The 23908-nt window shown below is 43.9% G+C and carries 14 protein-coding genes, 6 tRNA genes, 3 rRNA genes and 1 pseudogene; 20 read left to right on the plus strand and 4 right to left on the minus strand.

Annotated features, from left to right (window positions below):
- Window positions 1-359: 359 nt before the first annotated feature.
- From EL210_RS05000 to EL210_RS05015, 4 genes are all read left to right on the plus strand, one after another.
- Window positions 360-2054 carry a sigma-70 family RNA polymerase sigma factor gene (locus tag EL210_RS05000; RefSeq protein WP_018919815.1) on the plus strand — a complete coding sequence of 565 codons (1695 nt, stop codon included), beginning with the start codon at window positions 360-362 and terminating at the stop codon, window positions 2052-2054.
- Between the two features lie 95 nt (window positions 2055-2149).
- A complete protein-coding gene (locus EL210_RS05005) occupies window positions 2150-3217 on the plus strand; it encodes a radical SAM protein (RefSeq protein ID WP_018919814.1) in 1068 nt (355 codons plus the stop codon).
- A 5-nt stretch (window positions 3218-3222) separates the two neighbouring features.
- A complete protein-coding gene (locus tag EL210_RS05010) occupies window positions 3223-4287 on the plus strand; it encodes a Gfo/Idh/MocA family protein (protein WP_018919813.1) in 1065 nt (354 codons plus the stop codon).
- A 48-nt stretch (window positions 4288-4335) separates the two neighbouring features.
- A complete protein-coding gene (locus tag EL210_RS05015) occupies window positions 4336-4866 on the plus strand; it encodes a hypothetical protein (RefSeq protein WP_025879619.1) in 531 nt (176 codons plus the stop codon).
- A gap of 70 nt (window positions 4867-4936) precedes the next feature.
- On the opposite strand, the pseudogene EL210_RS13765 reads toward EL210_RS05015, so the two are convergent.
- Window positions 4937-5053 (minus strand): annotated as a pseudogene (locus EL210_RS13765) (DNA-binding protein); the annotation flags it as partial.
- Between the two features lie 346 nt (window positions 5054-5399).
- Entirely contained in the window at window positions 5400-5549 is a 150-nt protein-coding gene (locus tag EL210_RS13535; RefSeq protein ID WP_018919811.1) for a hypothetical protein, read from the minus strand.
- 500 nt (window positions 5550-6049) lie between these two features.
- Between EL210_RS13535 and EL210_RS05035 the strand changes: the two genes are divergently transcribed.
- From EL210_RS05035 to rrf, 5 genes are all read left to right on the plus strand, one after another.
- A 16S ribosomal RNA gene (locus tag EL210_RS05035) occupies window positions 6050-7581 on the plus strand.
- Between the two features lie 288 nt (window positions 7582-7869).
- Window positions 7870-7943 (plus strand) — tRNA-Ile (locus tag EL210_RS05040).
- A gap of 150 nt (window positions 7944-8093) precedes the next feature.
- Window positions 8094-8167, plus strand: a tRNA-Ala gene (locus EL210_RS05045).
- Window positions 8168-8396: 229 nt separating this feature from the next.
- Window positions 8397-11298: ribosomal RNA gene (locus EL210_RS05050) — 23S ribosomal RNA — on the plus strand.
- Window positions 11299-11570: 272 nt separating this feature from the next.
- Window positions 11571-11683: ribosomal RNA gene (rrf, locus tag EL210_RS05055) — 5S ribosomal RNA — on the plus strand.
- Together the 16S, 23S and 5S rRNA genes with 2 tRNA genes alongside form the textbook arrangement of a ribosomal RNA operon.
- A 215-nt stretch (window positions 11684-11898) precedes the next feature.
- Here the strand turns inward: rrf and EL210_RS05060 are convergent.
- Window positions 11899-12318, minus strand: coding sequence for a hypothetical protein (locus EL210_RS05060; RefSeq protein WP_018920789.1), 420 nt, complete (start codon window positions 12316-12318; stop codon window positions 11899-11901).
- A gap of 137 nt (window positions 12319-12455) precedes the next feature.
- Here EL210_RS05060 and EL210_RS05065 point away from each other — a divergent pair, with 137 nt between their 5' ends.
- Window positions 12456-14120, plus strand: coding sequence for a glycosyltransferase (locus tag EL210_RS05065; protein ID WP_018920788.1), 1665 nt, complete (start codon window positions 12456-12458; stop codon window positions 14118-14120).
- A gap of 28 nt (window positions 14121-14148) precedes the next feature.
- Window positions 14149-16710 carry an alpha-glucan family phosphorylase gene (glgP, locus tag EL210_RS05070; RefSeq protein ID WP_018920787.1) on the plus strand — a complete coding sequence of 854 codons (2562 nt, stop codon included), beginning with the start codon at window positions 14149-14151 and terminating at the stop codon, window positions 16708-16710.
- 664 nt (window positions 16711-17374) lie between these two features.
- Here the strand turns inward: glgP and EL210_RS05075 are convergent.
- Window positions 17375-18313 carry a ribose-phosphate pyrophosphokinase gene (locus tag EL210_RS05075; RefSeq protein ID WP_004378568.1) on the minus strand — a complete coding sequence of 313 codons (939 nt, stop codon included), beginning with the start codon at window positions 18311-18313 and terminating at the stop codon, window positions 17375-17377.
- Window positions 18314-18655: 342 nt separating this feature from the next.
- Between EL210_RS05075 and nspC the strand changes: the two genes are divergently transcribed.
- From nspC to EL210_RS05120, 9 genes are all read left to right on the plus strand, one after another.
- Complete coding sequence (nspC, locus tag EL210_RS05080; RefSeq protein ID WP_026285981.1) at window positions 18656-19819, plus strand: carboxynorspermidine decarboxylase; 1164 nt, start codon at window positions 18656-18658, stop codon at window positions 19817-19819.
- Window positions 19820-19930: 111 nt separating this feature from the next.
- Window positions 19931-20003 (plus strand) — tRNA-Gly (locus EL210_RS05085).
- Window positions 20004-20047: 44 nt separating this feature from the next.
- Window positions 20048-20129, plus strand: a tRNA-Leu gene (locus EL210_RS05090).
- Between the two features lie 27 nt (window positions 20130-20156).
- A tRNA-Leu gene (locus tag EL210_RS05095) sits at window positions 20157-20240 on the plus strand.
- A gap of 28 nt (window positions 20241-20268) precedes the next feature.
- Window positions 20269-20341 (plus strand) — tRNA-Gly (locus EL210_RS05100).
- Window positions 20342-20369: 28 nt separating this feature from the next.
- A complete protein-coding gene (locus tag EL210_RS05105) occupies window positions 20370-20915 on the plus strand; it encodes a hypothetical protein (RefSeq protein WP_004374058.1) in 546 nt (181 codons plus the stop codon).
- Between the two features lie 52 nt (window positions 20916-20967).
- Window positions 20968-21405: a single-stranded DNA-binding protein gene (locus EL210_RS05110; RefSeq protein WP_018920785.1), complete on the plus strand. Its 438-nt coding sequence runs from the start codon at window positions 20968-20970 to the stop codon at window positions 21403-21405.
- A 95-nt stretch (window positions 21406-21500) separates the two neighbouring features.
- Window positions 21501-22748 (plus strand): gliding motility-associated protein GldE, encoded by a 1248-nt coding sequence (gene gldE, locus EL210_RS05115; RefSeq protein ID WP_018920784.1) that lies wholly within the window; start codon window positions 21501-21503, stop codon window positions 22746-22748.
- Entirely contained in the window at window positions 22729-23364 is a 636-nt protein-coding gene (locus EL210_RS05120; RefSeq protein ID WP_018920783.1) for a 4'-phosphopantetheinyl transferase family protein, read from the plus strand. The genes gldE and EL210_RS05120 overlap by 20 nt, the downstream gene beginning before the upstream one ends.
- The last annotated feature ends 544 nt before the right edge of the window (window positions 23365-23908 follow it).

A 23908-nucleotide genomic window follows, 5' to 3' on the forward strand; every position in this document is an offset into this window, starting at 1 on the left:
CTGTCTTTTCAGTTTGATAGCACAGAAGCTGTCTGTTCAGAAAGTACGTCTGTACATAACTATATTAAAGGATGATACGGTGAAAGAAGAAAATGTACTTTAGTTAATAAGAGGAAATTCCTGCTACTACTTAAAAACTACATATTACTTCTTTTTATAATCTTTCAATAAAAGCATACTATTTGTTATTATATTCGTATCTTTGTAAGGTGATTTTTAAAGTAGCGTAATGTGTCTGCATGTTTCTTCTTAAAGTTACTAAAGGTTAAAATAGAGAAAACCAATAAAAATAAGTGCAGTCTTTTAGAGTAAACAGACTCCTTTTAATAAAAAGGAGATGTTCCTTTGCTTAAAATAATATGATACAGATTGACGCTTGTAAAAATGGGGATAAGGAAGCCCTGGGAGAACTCTATACGACATACGCTAATAGACTTTTAGGCGTATGTCGGCATTATGTAAAAGATGATAATTCGGCTCACGATATTTTGCATGATGCATTTATTATAATCTTCATGTCTATCCAAGATTTGAAAGATGAATCAAAATTGGAAGGTTGGATGATAACAATCGTAAGAAATCTATCCTTAAAATATCTCCAAAACACAGAAAAAGAAGCCATACCCTTATCTTGCTTGAATATAGAAATTCAGGAAGCAGCATGTGAGGAACAGAAAAAGATAGAGTTGGAGCTATTGTTGTCAGCGATAGAGTCCTTACCAGAAGGGAATCGTGAAGTTTTCAAGCTCTCAGTCTTGGAAGGTCTTTCCCACAAGGAGATAGGAGAACAGCTCGGCATCAATCCGCACAGTTCTTCTTCCCAGTTGTTCAGGGCAAAGAAAACATTGCGTGCAATGTTGATTAACTATTGGATGCTCTTCTTGCTTCCAATTCTTATACCAGTTTATATATATATCGCTACGAGAGATAAAACTGTTGAGACTTCCGATAACGAACCTACTGCTACAAACACTCATAAGAATCAATCAAAATATGTTCAAAAAGGATTAGGAACTCTGAAGAAAGAAGAGTCAAGATATTCTACCTCGCCAAGTACCGCCAATAATGCAGGAAGAGGTTCTGCCAGTGAGATTGTCCCTGAAGGAAATATTGCTTGGCAAGTATCAACAGACAGTGCTATAACGGAACAACGAGCATTACCTTTTAATGTGGATTCCCTGCAAAAACATTTGGCTATAGGTATCGGAACAAACGATTCTTTATACTGCATTCCACAGATACCACAAGATAAGATGATAGCATCGAATGAAAGAATGAACTTCAACGTCTGCAATAAGAAGAAATATCCGTGGACATTCAATTTGGGTTATTCATCCAATGCAGGTGCAAATAGAGCCGTGTCGAATTTGGATTATCTGTCACTTGTAGATTACGCCAACGGTGGTGCGACAGCCAAACTTTACACTTGGGCTGATTTAGAGGATTATTATGCCCGGAATAATGCTTTGATGGATTCTGTCGAGAGAGCGAGAATGTCCTTGATACTGCGTGAACATCCAACAGATGACAACGGTTCATTGGGAGAGGTCGCACATCATTGTCGCCCTAAGACCTTTGGTCTTTCCATTAATAAGCAATTAAGTCCAAAATGGACTTTCGGGACAGGCATAACTTACACCAGACTAAAATCTGAATTTGAAAGTGAGTATAACAAGGCAAGACTGGTGAAAACCCAGAAAATAGATTATGTTGGCATACCATTGAAACTGACCTATCAAGTATGGTCAAAAGGACGGTTCAATGCATATATGACAGGTGGTATGGCATTTGAAATGCCTGTCCACAGTTCGCTTGAAAAGAAGTACATCATAACAGCCGACTCGTCGTACACGTTGAAGAGGGACATCAAGCCACGTTATCAGTGGTCTGTAAACTTAGGTGTCGGTGTGCAGTACAAGCTATTTAAGCCTTTCAGTCTATATCTGGAACCAAACATGTTCTACTATTTCAGAAATAGCAGTAACCTTGAGACTTACCGCACAGAGCATCCGTTCATCATAACGGTACCATTCGGATTGCGGCTTACTTGGTAAATGGAGATAATGAGTAAATAAAAAGTCATGAATACAGTGCAGTCTTTTAGTAGTTTTCTACTCTTAACAATAAAAGACAAAACTCAAAAGAAAGAATGTACAGTATTTATGACTACATCCACAATGGAATTGTATTTGTCAATAATGTAGTACGCAGACAGCACAAGGAACTCACATCCCTGATGATATATTCCACAACAAACTGTCAGTCTCGTTGCAAGCACTGTTCCATTTGGAAGAAACCTATAGAAAATCTCAGCTTAGATGACATCATCAAAATAATGAACAGCAAATGTGTAACAAAACGCACGATGGTCGGCTTGGAAGGGGGTGAGTTTATCCTCCATCCCGAAGCAGACAAGATATTAGGATGGTTTGATACTAACCACCCTAACTATACATTGCTGTCCAATTGCCTTGCAGTAGACAAGGTAATTTCTTCCGTAAAGAATCATCATCCCAAACATCTATACATATCACTTGACGGCAATAGAGAAACCTATCGCTATATGCGTGGGAGAGATGGATATGACAAGGTGATTAAGGTTATAGAAACATGTAAAGACATCGTACCAATCTCCCTAATGTTTTGTCTTTCTCCATGGAACTCGTTTGAGGATATGAGGCATGTCATAGATTGTGCCAAACAATATAACATTGATGTACGTATTGGCATTTACAGCACAATGTCATTCTTTGATACAACCAAAGATTTAATGGAATCCAATGATGCTGATTTCATCAGCCAGATACCCTCTTCCATACATCAAACATATGAGAACTTTGACTTTGTAGCTTTGTATGACGAGTGGAAGAATAATAGACTGAGACTGCGGTGTCATAGTATTTTCAGTGAATTGGTCATCCATTCTAATGGAGACGTTCCCTTGTGCCAAAACCTGGATGTGATATTAGGAAATATACATGAGAACACGTTTGACGAGATATTCAACTCAAAAGAGAGCTGCGAAGTCCAGTGTCAATACTCTAAAGCGTGTAATCAATGCTGGATTAACTATCATCGTAAATACGATATTATCCTGTTGAGAAATTTAGAAAGAATAATCCCCAAACGGCTGATAGAGTTGTTTTATGGGAAGTATCAATGGACTAGCAATAGGCAAACCACCTATAAGAAACATTTCAAGCAAATAAAAGCATAGCTAAAATGGGATATTTAGATAACATTATAGACAGATATAGGCGCATACGCAGCATGAGAGAACTGCAATATACCTACACACAGCAGTATGCTCTTGTGGGGTTTGGCAATCATTGTGCAAACAACCTGCTGCCCGTTATACAGTATCTTCAGCTGCCACTGAAATATATCTGCTGTACCTCTGAAAAGAAAGCTGAACTGATTTCTCAAAAGTACAAAGGAGTCAAAGGTACAACTTCTTTACAGGACATCCTGCTTGATGATACTATTTCGGGAGTCTTCGTGGCAGCTAATCCACATTCACATTTCCAGATTGCAACCGAAGTTATAAAAGCAGGTAAATCCTTATTTATAGAGAAACCACCCTGTGAGGATAAAAGAGAACTAAAGGCTTTGACCGATACTATCAAACTATATGGCTCACAACATATCGTTGTCGGACTGCAAAGACGTTTTGCCCCTGCCACTCAAATTCTGAAAAAGCGATTGAAAGGTGATAGCAAACGACATTACTATTATAGCTATCTGACTGGATTATATCCTGAAGGAGATACTTTGCTCGACCTGTTCATCCATCCTCTTGACTATGTAATATTCCTTTTTGGAGAGGCAAAGATAAAGAGTTTGGATGTCATTCGCAGTAGAGATGGTGCCCAAACTTTATTTCTTGTATTGGAGCACCAAGATATAACAGGCATGTTGGAACTATCAACAGATTATTCTTGGCAAGAAGCACAGGAACAGCTAAATGTCAGTACAGATAAAGGATTTTATGTGTTGGAAAAAATGGAGCGACTTGGTTTCACGCCGAGACGCTCTGCGGTGTTAGGGATTCCGTTGGAGAAAGTCTTTCCAAACAATGGAGCGACAATTTGTCTCTACGGAAGAAACAACTTTGTCCCAACTATTGGGAATAACCAAATCGTTTCACAAGGCTTCTTCTCTGAAATCAAGACTTTTGCCGACATGATTGAAAACAAACATGAGGCTAATTATGCTTTGGGCTTGGAAAGTGTTAATCATGTTTATTCGTTAATGACAGAAATACATAAATACACAAGCAAGAAATAATAGAAAATCACGTCTATATAAATAATAACATACTAAATCCATGTAATTATGAAAAAAATATTTTATAGTCTTCTGTGCATCATTGGACTGTCTGCATGTTCAACAGAGAATGCCATCCTTGATTCATTAAGAGTTTATGATATAGCAAATTCTACTTGCAAGTTAAGTCTCTCTCCAACAGAAACACGTCCTGATTTCTATGCAGAAAATAATGCTATGCCAGCAATATTAGGTATAGAGTTGGATAAAGACGGTATTGCCCAATGTATGTTGGAAGATGTGAAAGCTAACTGTGCCGTAAAAAATATTTATGTGAATATTGCTAATCAAGATAATCAAATTATCCTTGTCGTGTACCATAATATCCTTGATGCACTAGCCGATTGTATTTGCAAATACGATGTTCGTTTTAAGATGAGCAAATTGCCTCCTGGTAATTATAAACTAAAGGTTTACTATGCTAGACCAAATATGAAATATGATGAATCTAATATTGCATATAATGGACAAGTAAATATTGTTCAGAATAGAAAAGTCTCTGTAAAATTCAATCTAGAACCAGGTTTACCAGAGAATTAAAGCTGTAGGTATCTATTCAAAACATGGCACTTGGACTGGTATATATCAGATCAAGTGCCATGTAGTATTGTCAATATTCCAACCTCATTTTATCTTTTTCCCTGTAGCTCTTTTTTAGTATTCTCTCTAAATCCGACTCCTTATAGAGTATCTTTCCTGCAAACTGCGTGTAGGGGATAATACACCGATAAAAGATTATTATCTACTCAAAAATAACCTCCAGCGGCATCTTTTGGTCAAAAATATTCATTCTTCTAAAAGTTTATGGGAGAAAATTGAGAGGGTGGTAGGTTTTGCAGAGGTCTCATAATCATGTTTTTAACGGCTTAAGTGAATATTGTGGGACTCTGCCGTCGGGCATCGTCCCGTTAACAACTTTCTTCTATGTGCTGTTTTTACCTCTCTATTAGAGGTGTTTCTGGGTTCTATTGGCATCCATTGGAAGCCCTACTTAGAGTCCTTTTGTATTCCTATTGGGAAAGGTCGGGTATTCTCACTGGGAATACAACTGTCTTCCTGTTGAAAATGCTGTTTCAAGCCTCCCGTGGCTTATAGCTTACAATGCCTCGCTCGTTCTCGTTGTCTCCCTTGTCGAAAAATCCGTCCTTGGCTTGTCCGCCATCGCCAGGGTCTCCGTCTTGGTCGATGGGAAGAGATAGGCCGATGAAGTATTCAGACTTCATTTCCAATAAGCTGATGATGAGGTGGATTTATATTTGCTTTTTATTATATAATAATAAGGTATAAAAACTTTTAGTGTTGAGATTTGTAAGACAAAGTGAAATAAATTGAAGTTATTTCAAACATTTCTTTAAAAACATTTGGTGGTGAATGTTTTTTATGTTACCTTTGCACTCGCTTTTGAGAACTACGGTTCTCTCAGGCTTAGAAGAAGCGTTCTTTGAAAGGATTTACATAAACAGAGAAGTAGTACAAGAAGCAAGGCATGTAGTGATATGTGTCTTGGGTAGAATAAACGAACCGATCAATTCGAACAGTGAAGTGATAGGGAACGGGACAGTGAGTGATTGCTTTCTTGGTCCGTTGCTTTCTTGCTTTCAATTTGTTTTTTTACTATTAAATCAGGGAGATTCGTTCTGAACAGATTATTTAGGGTATGAGCTTGAAGCCGAGACAGTTCTGCTGTCTTTTCTTTTTGCTTTTTACCTGTCAAGCTTACTTTACAATGGAGAGTTTGATCCTGGCTCAGGATGAACGCTGGCTACAGGCTTAACACATGCAAGTCGAGGGGAAACGACGGGGAAGCTTGCTTCCCCGGGCGTCGACCGGCGCACGGGTGAGTAACGCGTATCCAACCTGCCTCTGACTGAGGGATAACCCGTCGAAAGTCGGCCTAATACCTCATGGCATCGTCTGCGGGCATCCAACGACGATTAAAGATTTCATCGGTCAGGGATGGGGATGCGTCTGATTAGCTTGTTGGCGGGGTAACGGCCCACCAAGGCGACGATCAGTAGGGGTTCTGAGAGGAAGGTCCCCCACATTGGAACTGAGACACGGTCCAAACTCCTACGGGAGGCAGCAGTGAGGAATATTGGTCAATGGGCGGAAGCCTGAACCAGCCAAGTAGCGTGCAGGAAGACGGCCCTATGGGTTGTAAACTGCTTTTATGCGGGGATAAAGTGAGGGACGTGTCCTTCATTGCAGGTACCGCATGAATAAGGACCGGCTAATTCCGTGCCAGCAGCCGCGGTAATACGGAAGGTCCGGGCGTTATCCGGATTTATTGGGTTTAAAGGGAGCGTAGGCCGTGGATTAAGCGTGTTGTGAAATGCAGGTGCTCAACGTCTGCACTGCAGCGCGAACTGGTCCACTTGAGTGTGCGCAACGCAGGCGGAATTCGTCGTGTAGCGGTGAAATGCTTAGATATGACGAAGAACTCCGATTGCGAAGGCAGCTTGCGGGAGCACAACTGACGCTGAAGCTCGAAAGTGCGGGTATCGAACAGGATTAGATACCCTGGTAGTCCGCACGGTAAACGATGGATGCCCGTTGTCAGGCTGTTTCAGCCTGGTGACCAAGCGAAAGCATTAAGCATCCCACCTGGGGAGTACGCCGGCAACGGTGAAACTCAAAGGAATTGACGGGGGCCCGCACAAGCGGAGGAACATGTGGTTTAATTCGATGATACGCGAGGAACCTTACCCGGGCTTGAATTGCAGACGAACGATTCAGAGATGATGAGGCCCTTCGGGGCGTCTGTGAAGGTGCTGCATGGTTGTCGTCAGCTCGTGCCGTGAGGTGTCGGCTTAAGTGCCATAACGAGCGCAACCCCTTTCTTCAGTTGCCATCAGGTGATGCTGGGCACTCTGGAGACACTGCCACCGCAAGGTGTGAGGAAGGTGGGGATGACGTCAAATCAGCACGGCCCTTACGTCCGGGGCTACACACGTGTTACAATGGCCGGTACAGAGAGTTGATTTTGTGCAAACACGATCTAATCCTTAAATCCGGTCCCAGTTCGGACTGGGGTCTGCAACCCGACCCCACGAAGCTGGATTCGCTAGTAATCGCGCATCAGCCATGGCGCGGTGAATACGTTCCCGGGCCTTGTACACACCGCCCGTCAAGCCATGAAAGCCGGGGGTGCCTGAAGTCTGTGACCGCAAGGAACGGCCTAGGGCAAAACCGGTGATTGGGGCTAAGTCGTAACAAGGTAGCCGTACCGGAAGGTGCGGCTGGAACACCTCCTTTCTGGAGACGGATTTCCTGCTGGTTGACGAGTTGACAGTAAACAAGTTGACGAGTTAACGGGTTACAAGTTGACAAGTCGACAAGTCAATAGTAATGACAATAGGGATAAATAAAAGAGAGATAGGCAAGGAATTCTGCCGTTCTTCTTGTACTGCCGCACCTGTTTTTTGATATAGAGAAAAAGGAAGCCGGGCTATCCAAGCCCAGGTCTTGGACAGCAGCCAACCGGGATTCATGAGCATGAGCATGGAAATGATAATTATGCATTGTGCATCATGAACAGACCACAGTCCTATAGCTCAGTTGGTCAGAGCGCCACACTGATAATGTGGAGGTCGGCAGTTCAAGTCTGCCTGGGACTACTTCTTTAATTCATAATTCATAATTAATAATGCATAATCCAAACTAAAATTTGAGTTTTGCTTATTAATGGAACCTTGAATGATGAACACTCCAATCAAATGGTAATCATAATTATGCATCATGCATTAATCATTATGAATTACTACCTTGGGGGATTAGCTCAGCTGGCTAGAGCACCTGCTTTGCAAGCAGGGGGTCAACGGTTCGAATCCGTTATTCTCCACAGATGGACATCACCGTGCATGCTGAAGCGTGCATTCTGAGGTTTCCATACGATCTTTGACATATTGACACAAGCAAAAACTGTAAAGTAAACTAAGTTCAGTCTTAGAAATCAAATCGCAAGATGCGATTTCACTTGACAGCTGAAAGTATGAGCTTCAGAAGGTGAAGCCGGAGGAAGGCAGAGCAATGTATGTTGCTTCTTGTATCCCCGCTTTATCCTTCATAAGAAGAAAGTAAGAAAGGGCGTATGGCGGATGCCTAGGCTCACAGAGGCGACGAAGGACGTGATAAGCTGCGATAAGCCCCGGGTAGATGCAAATAATCTCTGATCCGGGGATTTCCGAATGGGACAACCCGGCCGTCTGAAGGACGGTCACTCACGCTGAGCGTGGGAGCTAACGCAGGGAACTGAAACATCTTAGTACCTGCAGGAAAAGAAAATAAACAATGATTCCCCCAGTAGTGGCGAGCGAACGGGGAAGAGCCCAAACCGTGACTGTGGCAACGCAGCTGCGGGGTAGTAGGACCGCGACATTGTATGGATCGAGTGAAAAGAATCTTCTGGAAAGAAGAACCACAGAGGGTGAAAGTCCTGTATTTGAAGCAAGATTCGGCATAGCGGTATCCTGAGTAACGCGGAACACGAGTAATTCTGCGCGAATCCGCCGGGACCATCCGGTAAGGCTAAATACTCCTGTGAGACCGATAGTGAACCAGTACCGTGAGGGAAAGGTGAAAAGCACTTCGACAAGAAGAGTGAAACAGTTCCTGAAACCATACGCCTACAAGCGGTCGGAGCCGGTATATCCGGTGACGGCGTGCCTTTTGCATAATGAACCTACGAGTTACCATCTCTGGCAAGGTTAAGAGTAATGATGCTCCCAGCCGCAGTGAAAGCGAGCCTGAATAGGGCGTTTAAGTCAGAGGGGGTAGACGCGAAACCAAGTGATCTACACTTGACCAGGTTGAAGTTCCGGTAACACGGAATGGAGGACCGCACCGATAAGCGTTGAAAAGCTTCCGGATGAGTTGAGTGTAGGAGTGAAAGGCCAATCAAACTTGGAGATAGCTCGTACTCCCCGAAAGGCATTTAGGTGCCGCGTGTGGCGATCTCCGTGAGAGGTAGAGCGACCGATAGGTCAAGAGGGCTTCACCGCCTATCGAGACCTGACGAACTCCGAATGCTCACGGACTGCAGCCATGCAGTAAGGGGGCGGGTGCTAAGGTCCGTCCCCGAGAGGAGAAGAATCCAGACCGCCGTCTAAGGCCCCGAAATTCTGTCTGAGTTAGTCTAACGAAGTCCGGTCCCCATGACAGCTAGGATGTTGGCTTGGAAGCAGCCATTCATTCAAAGAGTGCGTAACAGCTCACTAGTCGAGGGTCCGGGCATGGATAATAATCGGGTATAAGTCAGATGCCGAAGGCGCGGGATAGCAATGTATATTGAAAGTATCGGTAGGGGAGCATACCATGTGCGCAGAATGGTGATGATGACAGATCCTGGAGCGCATGGTAAAGCAAATGTAGGTATAAGTAACGACAAGAGGGGTAAGATTCCCCTCCGCCGTAAGTCTAAGGTTTCCCGGGCAATGCCAATCATCCCGGGGTAAGTCGGGTCCTAAGTCTCAGCCGAATGGCGAGGGCGATGGCAGAAACGGTCAACATTCCGTTACTACCTTCAGGAGCGACGTGGAGACGGAGCAGTGACACTGCCGCGGGGCGACGGAAGTCCCCGTTGAAGAGCGTAGGCGTTGATCGGAGCAGGCAAATCCACTCCGAGAGCCGACCTTGACAGTACGGCCTCCCCCTCGGGGGAAGCTGACAGCGCAGGTAACCATACTCCCGAGAAAATCCGCTAAGCTTTATCCTGTAGGTACCCGTACCGCAATCCGACACAGGTAGACGGGTAGAACATACTGAGGCGTTGAGAGATTCATGGTTAAGGAACTAGGCAAACTGACCCCGTAACTTCGGGATAAGGGGTCCTCATAGCAATATGAGGCGCAGAGAATAGGTCCAGGCAACTGTTTAACAAAAACACAGGGCTGTGCAAACTCGAAAGATGACGTATACAGCCTGACACCTGCCCGGTGCCGGAAGGTTAAGAGGAGAGCTCATCCTTTAAGGTGAAGGTTTGAATTGAAGCCCCGGTAAACGGCGGCCGTAACTATAACGGTCCTAAGGTAGCGAAATTCCTTGTCGGGTAAGTTCCGACCTGCACGAATGGTGTAATGATCCGGACGCTGTCTCAACCATGATCTCAGTGAAATTGTAGTATCGGTGAAGATGCCGATTACCCGCGATGGGACGAAAAGACCCCGTGAACCTTTACTACAGCTTAGCATTGACCTCGGTCATCCGATGTGTAGGATAGGCCGGAGGCTTGAAGCGTGCGCCAGCATCTGTGGAGCCATCCTTGAAATACGGCCCTTTGGCTGTCTGAGGTCTAACCCGCGCGATTGCGGGGACACTGCTTGGTGGGTAGTTTGACTGGGGTGGTCGCCTCCAAAAGCGTAACGGAGGCTTCCAAAGGTGCCCTCGGGCCGATTGGTAACCGGCCTTACAGAGTGCAATGGCATAAGGGCGCTTGACTGGGAGGGAGACATCCCGAGCAGGCAGGAAACTGGGGCATAGTGATCCGGCGGACGTGTATGGAAACTCCGTCGCTCAAAGGATAAAAGGTACTCCGGGGATAACAGGCTGATCCCCCCCAAGAGCTCATATCGACGGGGTGGTTTGGCACCTCGATGTCGGCTCGTCACATCCTGGGGCTGGAGAAGGTCCCAAGGGTTGGGCTGTTCGCCCATTAAAGTGGCACGCGAGCTGGGTTCAGAACGTCGTGAGACAGTTCGGTCTCTATCTATCGTGGGCGCAGGAGTTTTGCGTGGTGCCGTCACTAGTACGAGAGGACCGTGACGGACAGACCTCCGGTTTACCGGTTGTGCCGCCAGGTGCACCGCCGGGTATCTGCGTCTGGACTGGATAAGCGCTGAAAGCATCTAAGTGCGAAGCCAGCCGCAAGATTAGAACTCCATTGAGGGTCGTTGCAGACGACGACGTTGATAGGGTGCAGGTGTAAAGACGGCGACGTCAAAGCCGAGCACTACTAATTGCCCGAGACTTTCTTCTTTCAGGCTCACGCTTTGAGCCGTTCAAGGCAATGGACTGAGAACATAGTCCTTTACAGCTTTGCTTGTGGAGATATTGTTAGTCAGTTAACAAGTAGACAGTGGACGAGTAAACGAGTTGATAGTTAATAGTTAACAAGTAGACGGTAGACGAGTAAACGAGTTGCTTGATAAAATATAGAAGCAATGGATAATAAGCAAGACAAATAACTTGTCAACCAGTCAACAGTCAACGCGTCAACTGAAACAGACTTGTCAACTGAAAACGAGACATCAGGTGGTTATTGCGGTGGGGTCCCACCTCTTCCCATTCCGAACAGAGAAGTTAAGCCCACTTGCGCCGATGGTACTGCAATGCAATGCGGGAGAGTAGGTAGCCGCCTCCTTTCAGCCGGAGCCCCGAGGATACAATATTCTCGGGGCTCCTTTTTTTGTGCCTGCCCCATTTTCCTGTAACTTTGTACCCTTATGTTTTCTCGATGTTCTTCATGTGAGAGGGAAGATCTATCCATGTCGTAAAGCCTTGCAATCTGCGTCAAGTTGCATGCTGTTCTGACGCAGATTGGAGTGTGATTTGACGCAGATTACATGGTGAAATCAGTTATTTTTTCTTCAGGATGAGGTGCTTAGGTATCTTCACCCACTTTCGGTTTACTGCAATTTTAATCGTACTTCCCTCTTTCTGCTGTAATTCATAGGTGCCGTCAGGGAGTTTCTTGAGGATAGCTTCAAGGTCTTCACTGCCATAGTCGTTGGTAATAGCGAGTTTGGCCGTGGTAGAATCTTTCAGTTCTGCACTTGTGAAAAGCCATTTTCGCACATCACGCTTTGCACCAAAGTAACCAGGAAGTTCGCCAAAAATCTCTTGACCAGGAACTTTGATGTTATTGTGATAAAAGTCCATCTCTATATATACCTGATACTCATCGTTATACAGATATCCTTTGAAAATGCTGTCTTTTTGAGCTTTTATTGTGAGAGCCGACAATAGGGTAAAAGCTATAATCAATGTCTTCTTCATATTTGTTCTTATGTTTGTTTTTTGCAAAGATATATTGTTTCATCAAGAAAAGCCTATATTTTTGCAAATATGAGCATGAATACTTGCTTTTTTTGGAATTTTATATTATCTTTGCCCTGCTATTATTAGTCTTTGTAATGGGTAAGAAGATGAAAGTTCCCAATTATATATTTGAATCAAGTTGGGAAGTATGTAACAAGGTTGGTGGTATTTACACCGTGTTATCAACACGCGCAAAAACTTTGCAGAACGAGATGAAGGATCATGTGATTTTCATTGGTCCGGATTGTTGGGGAAAGGCCAACAGTCCTTATTTTATAGAAGATTTGACTTTATTTTCAGATTGGCGCATAAAGGCCCAGGCTGAAGATGGATTGAAAGTGAAAGTTGGCCGTTGGGATATTCCGGGTCAGCCGATTGCTATTTTGGTTGATTTTCAATCTTATTTTGCCGTCAAAGACCAGATTTATGGTCAGTTGTGGGAGGACTTTAAGGTTGACAGTCTTCATGCCTATGGCGATTATGACGAAGCCAATATGTTCTCATATGCTGCAGCCAAGGTGGTAGAAAGCTTTTATCACCGCAACATAGACAAAGCGGCCAAGGTCATTTATCATGGTAATGAATGGATGACATGTCTTGGTTTACTCTATATCAGGAAACATGTTCCAGAGATTGCTACTATTTTTACGACTCATGCAACGAGCATAGGGCGTAGCATAGCAGGCAATAACAAGCCGCTTTATGAATATCTGTGGGCCTATAATGGTGACCAGATGGCAGCTGAACTCAATATGCAGAGCAAGCATTCCATTGAAAAGCAGGCCGCACATTTCGTAGACTGCTTTACTACTGTGAGTGATATTACGGCACGAGAATGCAAGGAACTTCTTGACAAACCTGTAGACTTTGTTCTTCCAAATGGTTTTGAGAACAACTTTGTGCCCAAGGGAGCTACTTTCACTGCTAAGCGTAAGCAGGCAAGAAAGACTTTGCTTCGCGTAGCTAATGCCTTGACTGGCGACCATTTTGATGACGAAACGCTGATTATTTCAACCAGCGGGCGTTATGAATTCCGCAACAAAGGCATTGATGTTTTTATAGAAGCTATGAATCAGTTGCGGTTTGCAGAAAGCCTCGATAAGCAGGTTGTTGCTTTCATAGAGGTGCCGGGCTGGGTGGCCGGGCCACGTGAAGACCTGCAGGAACGGCTGAAGAGTGGCCGTAACTTTGACAGTCCACTCCCTAATCCCATCTATACGCATGGGCTGCATGACCTTGACAGCGACCGCGTGCTGTGTATGATGAATGCTCTCGGTATGCACAATGAGAAGACCGACCGTGTGAAAATAATCTTCATCCCCTGCTATCTCACGGGCCAAGACGGTATTCTCAATCTTTCTTATTATGACGTTGTGTTAGGTAATGACCTTTGTGTCTATCCCTCTTATTATGAGCCGTGGGGCTATACTCCATTGGAGGCTGTGGCTTTCAAGGTTCCATGTATCACGACAGACCTTGCAGGATTTGGTCTTTGGGCCAATCAGGTGAAAGGCAGTTATAGTGAAATTGAAGATGGTGTGAAGGTCATTCATCGCACGGACTATAATTATCAGGAGGTGGCTGCAGCCATCAAAGATACTGTTGTCAAATATGCATCGCTCACGGATAAAGAAGTGAAATCTTGCCGAAGTCATGCCGACAACCTCTCTCGAAAAGCTTTATGGAGCAAGTTTATTGCTTATTATCATGAAGCTTATGATTTTGCTTTGCGTCATGCCGAAGCACGAATGGATAAATAATTTTTGAGATTTAAATAAATTGAGATTTATGAAAATTAAAGCTGATTACGTGAATACTCCTCAATGGAAGGAGTTGACTGTGAAGTCTCGACTTCCAGAGCAGTTGAAATGTCTCGACGAACTGGCACACAATCTATGGTGGGCTTGGGACTATGAGGCAAGAGATCTCTTCAAGAGTCTTGACGAAACTCTTTACGAAGAAGTGCTTCACAACCCTGTTGTGCTTCTTGAACGCTTGAGCTATGACCGCAAGGAAGCTATCGTAAAAGATAAGGCAATCATGAAGAAGGTAAAGGATGTCTATGCAAAGTTCCGCGCCTATATGGATGTGAAGCCCGATAAGAAACGTGCTTCTGTAGCCTATTTCTGTATGGAATTCGGTCTGAGTCAGGTGCTCAAGATTTATTCCGGTGGTCTTGGTATGCTTGCCGGTGACTATCTTAAAGAAGCTTCAGACAGCAATGTCGACATGTGTGCCGTAGGTTTCCTCTATCGTTATGGCTATTTCACCCAGAGCTTGAGCATGGATGGTCAGCAGATTGCAAAATATGATGCACAGAACTTCAACTCACTTCCTATAGAGCGTGTGCTTGATGAAAACGGTAATCCGGTGATTGTTGATGTTCCCTATACCAATTATCAGGTTCATGCTTATGTATGGCGTGCCAATGTCGGTCGTATCAGTCTTTATCTGTTGGATACCGATAACGAACTCAACTCTGAATTTGATAGGCCAATCACTCACAGCCTTTATGGTGGTGACTGGGAAAACCGACTGAAGCAGGAGATACTTCTCGGTATCGGAGGTATCCTGACTTTGAAGAAGTTGGGTATCAAGAAGGATATATATCATTGCAATGAGGGCCATGCTGCACTCTGCAACTTGCAGCGACTCTGTGACTATGTAGAGGGAGGACTCTCTTTCAATCAGGCTATGGAGCTTGTGCGTGCATCTTCACTCTACACGGTTCATACGCCGGTTCCTGCCGGTCATGATTATTTTGATGAGGCTCTTTTTGGTAAGTATATGGGTGGTTATCCTGAAAAACTCGGTATTTCTTGGGATGAACTCGTGGGTATGGGACGTCAGAACCCAGACGATCATGGTGAGCGTTTCTGCATGAGTACATTTGCTTGTAACACCTGTCAGGAGGTGAATGGTGTGAGCAAATTGCATGGTTGGGTCAGCCAGAAGATGTTTGCGCCATTGTGGAAAGGCTATTTCCCAGAGGAAAACCACGTTGGCTATGTGACCAATGGTGTACACTTCCCAACATGGGCAGCTACAGAATGGCGTCATATCTATGACAAGTATTTCGACAAGAACTTCATGAATGACCAGAGCAATGAAGAAATCTGGCATGCCATCAACAATGTTCCTGATGATGAAATCTGGGAAACACGTATGGCATTGAAGAAGAAGTTGGTTAACTATATCCGCGAGAAGTTCACTGAGTCATGGCTTCGCAATCAGGGAGATCCTGCTCGTGTGGTCTCACTCTTGCAGCGCATCAACCCCAATGCATTGATGATTGGTTTCTGCCGTCGCTTTGCAACCTATAAGCGTGCACATCTGTTGTTCACGGATATTGACCGTTTAGCAAAGATTGTCAATGATCCGGAACATCCGGTTCTGTTCTTCTTCTCAGGTAAAGCTCACCCTGCTGATGGTGCAGGTCAGGGCTTGATCAAGAAGATTTATGAAATCAGTCAGCGTCCGGAATTCCTTGGCAAGATTATCTTCCTTGAGGACTATGACATGCAGCTTGCGCGTCGTTTGGTTTCCGGTGTTGATATCTGGATGAATACTCCCACACGTCCGCTTGAGGCTTCTGGTACATCCGGTGAGAAAGCCGAGATGAATGGGGTTGTCAATCTCTCTGTACTTGACGGTTGGTGGGTTGAAGGATATCGTGAGGGTGCTGGTTGGGCATTGCCTGAAAAGCGCACTTATGAGAACCAGGCTTACCAGGATCAGCTTGATGCTGCTACTATCTATGGCCTGTTGGAGAACGATATCATCCCATTGTACTATAACCGTAACAAGAAAGGTTATAGCGAAGATTGGATCAAGGTGGTTAAGAACTCAATCTCAACCATTGCACCTCATTATACAATGAAGCGCCAGTTGGATGACTACTATGATAAGTTCTACAACAAGCAGGCACTCCGTTTCAAGAAACTTGCAGAGAAGGATTGCCGCTTGGCAAAGGATATTGCACAGTGGAAAGAAACTGTTGCTGAGCGTTGGGATGCAATCCATGTGGTCAGCAGGGATACTTCGCTGATTGATAATGGCGGGGAAACAGGAAAGAAGTACACAATGACCTATGTCATTGATGAGCAGGGACTCGATGATGCAGTCGGACTGGAGTTGGTTGTACTGAAGAACAATCTCGCCGGTGACGATCATGAGGTATATGCAGTTCATCCGTTCAAGATGAAGAGTCATGAGGGTAACCTCTATACTTTTGCAGCAACGATTGAACCGGATGAAGCAGGTGCATTCAGAAGCTGCGTGCGCATGTATCCGAAGAATGTCAACTTGGCTCATCGTCAAGACTTCTGCTATGTAAAGTGGCTTGACTGATTTGATTTGAAATCAGAATAAATTGTAACGGGAACAGGCTTATTGCCAGTTCCCGTTTTTTGCTGATATGATAGTCATAAAATGTAAATGAAATCCATATCCATGGTTTTATTTCCGAGAGGGAGGATTGAATTCTTCAGTATAATCAAATGTTTCAATGTGGAATTTATCCTTTGCCAAAATTAACTATAATTGCTCTCATGAAATTTATACATTTGCAATGATACACTTTCGAGCTCTAAATATTCAGTGTGTCTTTCGTAACTGTAATATATTGATGGTCATCGTGTTATATAGTTTGAAATGAACTGTGTTTCATTTTCATGTTGGAGGTGTTGCAACTTGGGTTGAATGAGCGTGTAATTAGCGTCATATTAGCGTGTAATCAGCGTCATAATGCGCGGTAAAGTGACTGAGATTGCAATGCGAGAAGATAGAAGCAGAGATGCTGATGTTGTGAAATGATATTGACATTTATCATAAATGAGGCTTTCTATCACTGGTGTTCATATTGTGAACAGATGAGACAGAAGTATTATGTTTGCAATAAAAAGTTTGGTCTTCAGTCGTAAATATGAAGTTAATTCAATTCTGATGAAAACGAATAAAGCGGGCAATTGCAATGCCTGCATTTGCCCGCTTGGTTTATTTTCTGTTCTCTTTTTTATACCAGATACTGTGATGAGATGCTCTCGTTATCCACTACACGACGGATAGTTTCGGCAAACATGTCGGCAACCGACAGCTGCTTGACCTTTGCACTGCGGTGAGAGTAGGGGATGGAATCTGTGAAAATGATTTCTTCGAGAGCCGAAGCTTGCACGCGTTCTGAAGCGGGACCACTCATGACACAGTGTGATGCGCAGGCCCGAACAGTCTTTGCACCAGCCTCTTTCATGATATCGGCAGCCTTGGTAATGGTGCCCGCTGTGTCAACCATATCGTCGATAATCACTACATTCTTGTCCTTTACGTCACCGATAATCTGCATGGTGGCTACAACGTTTGCACGGGCACGCGTCTTGTTGCAAAGCACAAGTGGGCATCCTAAATATTTAGCGTAGGTGTTGGCACGCTTCGAACCGCCTACATCAGGCGATGCAATCACGAGGTCTTTCAGGTGAAGACTCTGCAGATAAGGCAGGAGAACGCCTGAAGCATAGAGGTGGTCAACGGGAACATCAAAGAACCCTTGGATCTGATCGGCATGGAGATCCATCGTGATCAGTCGGTCGATGCCTGCCACACTCAGCAGGTCGGCAACGAGTTTAGCGCCAATGCTTACTCTCGGTTTGTCTTTACGATCTTGGCGTGCCCAGCCAAAATAAGGAACAACGGCGATGATGTGGCGTGCAGAAGCACGTTTGGCAGCATCTATCATCAATAAGAGTTCCATGAGATTGTCGGAATTTGGGAATGTACTCTGAACGAGGAATACGTCGCGTCCGCGGATAGATTCCTCATAAGATACGGCAAACTCTCCGTCGGAGAACTTGGTTACAACCAGATTTCCTAATGGACAGTCCAAACTGGCACAAATCTTTTCTGCAAGGTATCGTGTGTTTGTACCTGAGAAAACCAAAAAAGAGTTCTTTTCACTCATTTCTAATAGTGTTTTATATTGATATGTTAACGTCTGTCAGATAAGACCTGATGTGAGTAATTACTTCTTATGGGATTGATTTCGAAGCGTAATAATGAGTGCTGACATGTTGGGAATAAAGCAGACAAGACTGTTTTCTGAAGATGCAGAAAGCCAAATTCCTCGTAGGAAAGTGAGGACGGTCTTTTGTCTTTATTCACGTGGAATGCAGATTTCATCAACATGATTAGCTTCATTGCGTTTCGACTTTGATGCTGCAAATGTATGAAAATTCTGCCAAACAAGCAATTATATCATCGTAAAAAGTTACCTTTGCACCTGGAATTTTAATTTTAATCAATGATGAAATTGAACCTCGAAACGTTTTCAGGCATCAGCCAACCGATATATATTCTTGAGGAGGCACGGCTGCGTCGCAATCTTAATCTCATTGCAAATGTAGCACGTGAGGCTGATGTGGAGATTATCCTTGCGTTCAAGGCTTATGCACTTTGGAAGACTTTCCCCATTTTCCGCGAGTATATTCATGCTACAACGGCAAGTTCTCTCTCTGAGGCTCGGTTGGCACTTGAGGAATTTGGCAGTAAGGCGCACACGTTCTCACCTGCTTATACCGATGATGAAATTGACGAGATAGCCCGCTGTTCGAGTCATTTGCAGTTCAATTCGCTTACTCAATATGCGCGTTATCATGAGCGTGCACGCAAGGTGAACCCTACGATTAGTTATGGGCTGCGTGTCAACCCCGAGTATTCGGAAGTGGGAACCGACCTTTATAATCCCTGTGCTCCGGGTACAAGGTTTGGTATCAGTGCCGATAAAATGCCCGAAATGCTGCCTGATGACATTGAAGGTTTCCATTGTCATTGCCATTGTGAGAGTGGAGCTGACGTGTTTGAGCGTACATTAAGGCATATAGAAAATAAGTTCTCGCGTTGGTTTCCACAACTGAAATGGATTAATTTTGGTGGTGGCCATCTGATGACACGTCATGACTATGACACGCCGTTGCTCGTAGATACATTGCAGAAATTCCATATGCGCTATCCTTGGTTGAAAGTGATTTTAGAGCCGGGAAGTGCTTTTGCCTGGCAGACGGGACCCTTGGTGAGCCAAGTTGTAGATGTAGTTGAAGATCATGGTATCAAGACCGCCATTCTGAATGTCAGCTTCACATGCCATATGCCCGACTGCTTGGAGATGCCTTATAACCCAGCTGTGCGTGGAAGTGAATATATAGAAGCTGACGACAAGAGTTCTCCTTATATATATAGGCTTGGAGGAAACTCGTGTCTCAGTGGTGATTTCATGGGTTATTGGAAGTTTGATCATGCCTTGCAGGTAGGAGAAAACGTGATTTTCGAAGACATGTTGCATTACACAACAGTAAAAACCAATATGTTTAACGGTATCTCTCATCCCGCCATTGGACTTGCCAAACTTGATGGAACACTTGAGGTGTTGCGTAAATATGGTTATGAAGACTATCGTGATAGAATGGATTGAACGTGAAATCTGATTTTTTCTTCAAAAAAACAAAGCAAAAGTTTGCAGGTTAAAAAAAAAGCCTTACCTTTGCAACCGCATTTAGCGAAATGTTCCTTGCAAAGGATAATTGCGGAAATAGCTCAGTTGGTAGAGCACAACCTTGCCAAGGTTGGGGTCGCGGGTCCGAGTCCCGTTTTCCGCTCAACATTCTGAATACACCATTAAGAAGGTTTTTTTCCTTCGCTTGCCCAGGTGGCGGAATTGGTAGACGCGCACGTTTCAGGTGCGTGTGTTTCACGACGTGCAGGTTCGAGTCCTGTTCTGGGCACTTTTATTCAGAATGCTTTTACATGTTGGAGAGGTGGCGGAATTGGTAGACGCGCTACTTTGAGGGGGTAGTGTCAATTGTGACGTGGGAGTTCGAGTCTCCTCCTCTTCACATCGTAATAAATGTTTTTTATTTCTCTGCGGAAATAGCTCAGTTGGTAGAGCACGACCTTGCCAAGGTCGGGGTCGCGGGTTCGAGTCCCGTTTTCCGCTCTTTCTTCTAAGGGAAACATACACATCAATGAATTTATATTTAAGATATTTTGATCGCGAGACGCTGGTTTCAAACGTGGAAGAGGCGCTTGATTTTCTGAGTTCTATTCCAGAGATAGGTCTGAATCCTGATTTGGAAGCAGATATTCGGGATTATGTTGCCAGTGATGTTTGCTATCCGAAGCGCTATAAAGTGCGTCAGCGTGTTTATTTTATTATCATCAAGACTATGGCTACCACCATGGAAGATTTCAAGGATAAGAAGGCTGTTCGTCAGATGTCTCCGGTTGTTGACAAGCATGATTTGGCTGCTTCGACGATGACACGGCTTACAGAAATGCAGCCCGGATGGTATGAAGGAACGCTCGATTTCAAGCGCGTTGTGATGATTCCTGCTACAGGTAAGCATGAATACAGAGATACTCATTTCGTTGCCCAGTGTAAAGCCAACTCCGGACAGGACTGCTATGCACGCATCGTTGAATATCTGCGCAGCCGTGTTGACGGTCGTTCTCAGTTCCCCTCTGCCAAGGGAAAGAATTTCCATTTCAAGTATCTTGGCATGTGGAAATAGGCTATAAGTATAGAGAGTATTGTATAATATCATCAATAATCCATTTTGAACGATGAATAAGGTAATGCTTATCGGCAATGTCGGGAAAGAACCTGATGTACGTTATTACGACCACGATCAGGCTGTAGCCCAGTTTCCATTGGCTACGACAGAGCGTGGTTATACGCTTCAGAATGGAACCAAAGTGCCTGATCATACCGATTGGCACACGATAATGGTGTGGCGTGGCTTGGCTAAGATAGTGGAGAAGTATGTTCATAAGGGCGACAAACTCTACATTGAAGGCCGTATCCGTTACCGCACTTATGACGACCAAAAAGGTCAGCGCCGTTATGTTACGGAGGTTTTGGCTGAAAATATAGAACTACTCACACCTAAGTCGGAAGGCAATGACAATGTTGCCACGTCGCAGTCTGCCCAGTCACAGACACAGAAGACAAATCAGTGTGAGACAACAGTAGCGGAGGAAGACGACGCCTTACCGTTTTAAGAAGTAAAAAACATCAACTTTTGGATATCACCTCTTTTATTGAAACTTTTTCAGATGTAAGTTTTCAATCGCCTTCGATTGGAGTCATCTTGTGCATGCTATTGGCGGCAGTATTGTTGTTACTGTCAGGTTTTGCCAGTGGTTCAGAAATCGCATTTTTCAGTCTTTCGCCTACAGACATTGCTGAACTCGACCCCGAGCACAATGCGAAAGACCAAAACATAGACCTTCTTTGCACTGACAGTGAGCGTACGCTTGCTACGATTTTGATTACCAACAACTTTGTCAATGTGACCATTATCATGCTGTGCAACTTCATTTTTGCTTCGATGATTAAGTTCGGTCCTAAGGCGGTATGGCTTGAATTCCTTAGTCTTACGGTGTTGTTGACATTCTTACTCTTGCTTTTCGGCGAGATTATGCCCAAGGTCTACAGTCGGCAAAATTCATTGAAGTTCTGTCGTTTCGCTGTCGGTGGTGTGCTTTTCCTGCGCAAACTGTTCTGGCCTTTTGAGACAGTGTTAATCAAGAGCGGTGTCTTTGCGGAGAAAGTAGTGCAGAAAAAGAACCGCCAGCTGAGTGTTGATGACCTTGAACAGGCGCTTGAACTTACCGACAAGGAAGATATCAAAGACGAGCAGAGCATGCTTCAAGGCATTATCCGCTTTGGTGATGAGACGGCCAAAGAGGTCATGACCTCGCGTCAAGACATTGTAAATCTTGACATTCGAAGCAGTTTTACAGAGGTTTTGAAGTGCGTAATTGATAATAATTACAGCCGAATACCTATCTATCAAGACAATACCGATAATATCCGAGGTATCCTTTACATCAAAGATTTGCTTCCTCATCTGTCGAAATCTGCTGCATTCCGCTGGCAGAGTCTCATCCGGGCACCTTATTTCGTGCCCGAAACCAAGAAGATAGACGACTTGTTGCGTGAGTTCCAGGAGAACAAGGTGCATATTGCCATTGTCGTAGATGAATATGGAGGCACAAGCGGATTGATTACCTTGGAAGATATTCTGGAAGAGATTGTCGGCGAAATCAACGATGAATATGATGAAGAAGAGAAGTTCTATTCGAAACTCAACTATAACACTTATGTCTTCAAGGGTAAGGTATTGCTGACTGATTTCTGTAAGATCCTCAATATTGACGATGATGAATTTGCCGATGTAGAGGGTGATGCTGACTCTCTGGCAGGTTTACTTTTAGAGTTGAAAGGCGATTTCCCGAGTGCTCATGAGAAGATAGAGTTCAAGAATTTCACGTTTGAAATTCTCTCTATTGAGGAGCGCCGCATTGCCAAGGTGAAAGTGATTGTTCATCCAAAATCTTGATTCCGTGCCACTGTTGTCTGTTAGAAATCTTGCGCCCGATGTTCGGTTGGGCATATGGAAGATAGAGGAAACCGTAGAAAATTTCCTCTCTTCATCGCCGCAGCTCATTGCCGTTTACCGACAGGAGATTGCTGCTTACAAGAGCCATACACGCCAGTTAGAAGAACTGGCGGTTTATTCTTTGTTGTGGAAAATGGCAGGTAGTCCGTTGACGATTACGCATAACGCGGTCGGAAAACCATTTGTGAATGGCTGGCACATCAGTATCAGTCATACGAAAGGCTATGCAGCCGTTATTATTTCGCCAACCGTAGAGGTGGCTATTGACATTGAGTATCGCAGCAATTGCGTCAACAGAGTTGCCAATCGCTTCATACGTTCAGATGAAGAAGCGCCAGACATTATCGGTCAGTTAATTAACTGGTGTGCCAAGGAAACGCTCTATAAATACTGTTCTACACAAAATCTCCAGTATTTTGAAATGAAAGTAGCATCTTCAGACCATCCTCCTTTGGTGCGTTATGTTGATAATTTGAGAGCTGCAACACGACATGAATTTGCTTATGAAGTAACAGAAGATTATGTGATGACCTATATTGTGGGAGAGAAAGAATAGGCTTCATAGGCTCTGATTTTAACAAAACTACTTGATATAATTCTACATAGTGAATTATAGTTTAATCCTTTTCAAATTTATTTATAATTGCCTTCAAAATACTCGTAAATTTGAAATGCAATCTTTCCTCACTCTAAATATGTACTGTTTTTTAATGGTTTGTAATGTGTTGGCTGTCAATATGTTATGAAATTCATGCTGAAAGATGACGTCGAATAACGTTGAGAAATCATGCGATTTGCGTCAAATTACGCTGCAATTTGCATCTGGTTACGCTGTGTTTTGATGCAAATAGTGCGATGATTAGCGTCAGATTGCAGTGGAAGATGATAAAAATGGAGGCATCGAAGCCATAAAATGGTTTTGCACAGGCGCGGAAAGCATGTTTTAATTTCTATTTGGTGGAGCCACGAAGTGTTAAAAACGACCAACAATTTTTACAGAAAGTTTGAGCTATGTTGTGCTTACATAGATATTCAGGCATGTTGTAAGGGAAAGAAATCTTATGATATACATTGTTTGTCATGGCTATTGGCAAGAGCTA

The organism is Segatella oris (assembly GCF_900637655.1).
GTDB classification, from domain to species: Bacteria; Bacteroidota; Bacteroidia; order Bacteroidales; family Bacteroidaceae; genus Prevotella; species Prevotella oris.

Excerpts from the sequence above, each read along its gene's own strand:
- glgP (WP_018920787.1), top strand. The coding sequence starts at position 14,149 with ATGAAAATTAAAGCTGATTACGTGAATACTCCTCAATGGAAGGAGTTG.
- EL210_RS05105 (WP_004374058.1), top strand. The coding sequence starts at position 20,370 with ATGAATTTATATTTAAGATATTTTGATCGCGAGACGCTGGTTTCAAAC.
- EL210_RS05110 (WP_018920785.1), top strand. The coding sequence starts at position 20,968 with ATGAATAAGGTAATGCTTATCGGCAATGTCGGGAAAGAACCTGATGTA.
- EL210_RS13535 (WP_018919811.1), bottom strand. The coding sequence starts at position 5,549 with ATGAAGTCTGAATACTTCATCGGCCTATCTCTTCCCATCGACCAAGAC.
- EL210_RS05015 (WP_025879619.1), top strand. The coding sequence starts at position 4,336 with ATGAAAAAAATATTTTATAGTCTTCTGTGCATCATTGGACTGTCTGCA.
- nspC (WP_026285981.1), top strand. The coding sequence starts at position 18,656 with ATGAAATTGAACCTCGAAACGTTTTCAGGCATCAGCCAACCGATATAT.
- EL210_RS05065 (WP_018920788.1), top strand. The coding sequence starts at position 12,456 with ATGGGTAAGAAGATGAAAGTTCCCAATTATATATTTGAATCAAGTTGG.
- EL210_RS05000 (WP_018919815.1), top strand. The coding sequence starts at position 360 with ATGATACAGATTGACGCTTGTAAAAATGGGGATAAGGAAGCCCTGGGA.
- EL210_RS05060 (WP_018920789.1), bottom strand. The coding sequence starts at position 12,318 with ATGAAGAAGACATTGATTATAGCTTTTACCCTATTGTCGGCTCTCACA.
- gldE (WP_018920784.1), top strand. The coding sequence starts at position 21,501 with ATGCTATTGGCGGCAGTATTGTTGTTACTGTCAGGTTTTGCCAGTGGT.
- EL210_RS05005 (WP_018919814.1), top strand. The coding sequence starts at position 2,150 with ATGTACAGTATTTATGACTACATCCACAATGGAATTGTATTTGTCAAT.
- EL210_RS05010 (WP_018919813.1), top strand. The coding sequence starts at position 3,223 with ATGGGATATTTAGATAACATTATAGACAGATATAGGCGCATACGCAGC.
- EL210_RS05075 (WP_004378568.1), bottom strand. The coding sequence starts at position 18,313 with ATGAGTGAAAAGAACTCTTTTTTGGTTTTCTCAGGTACAAACACACGA.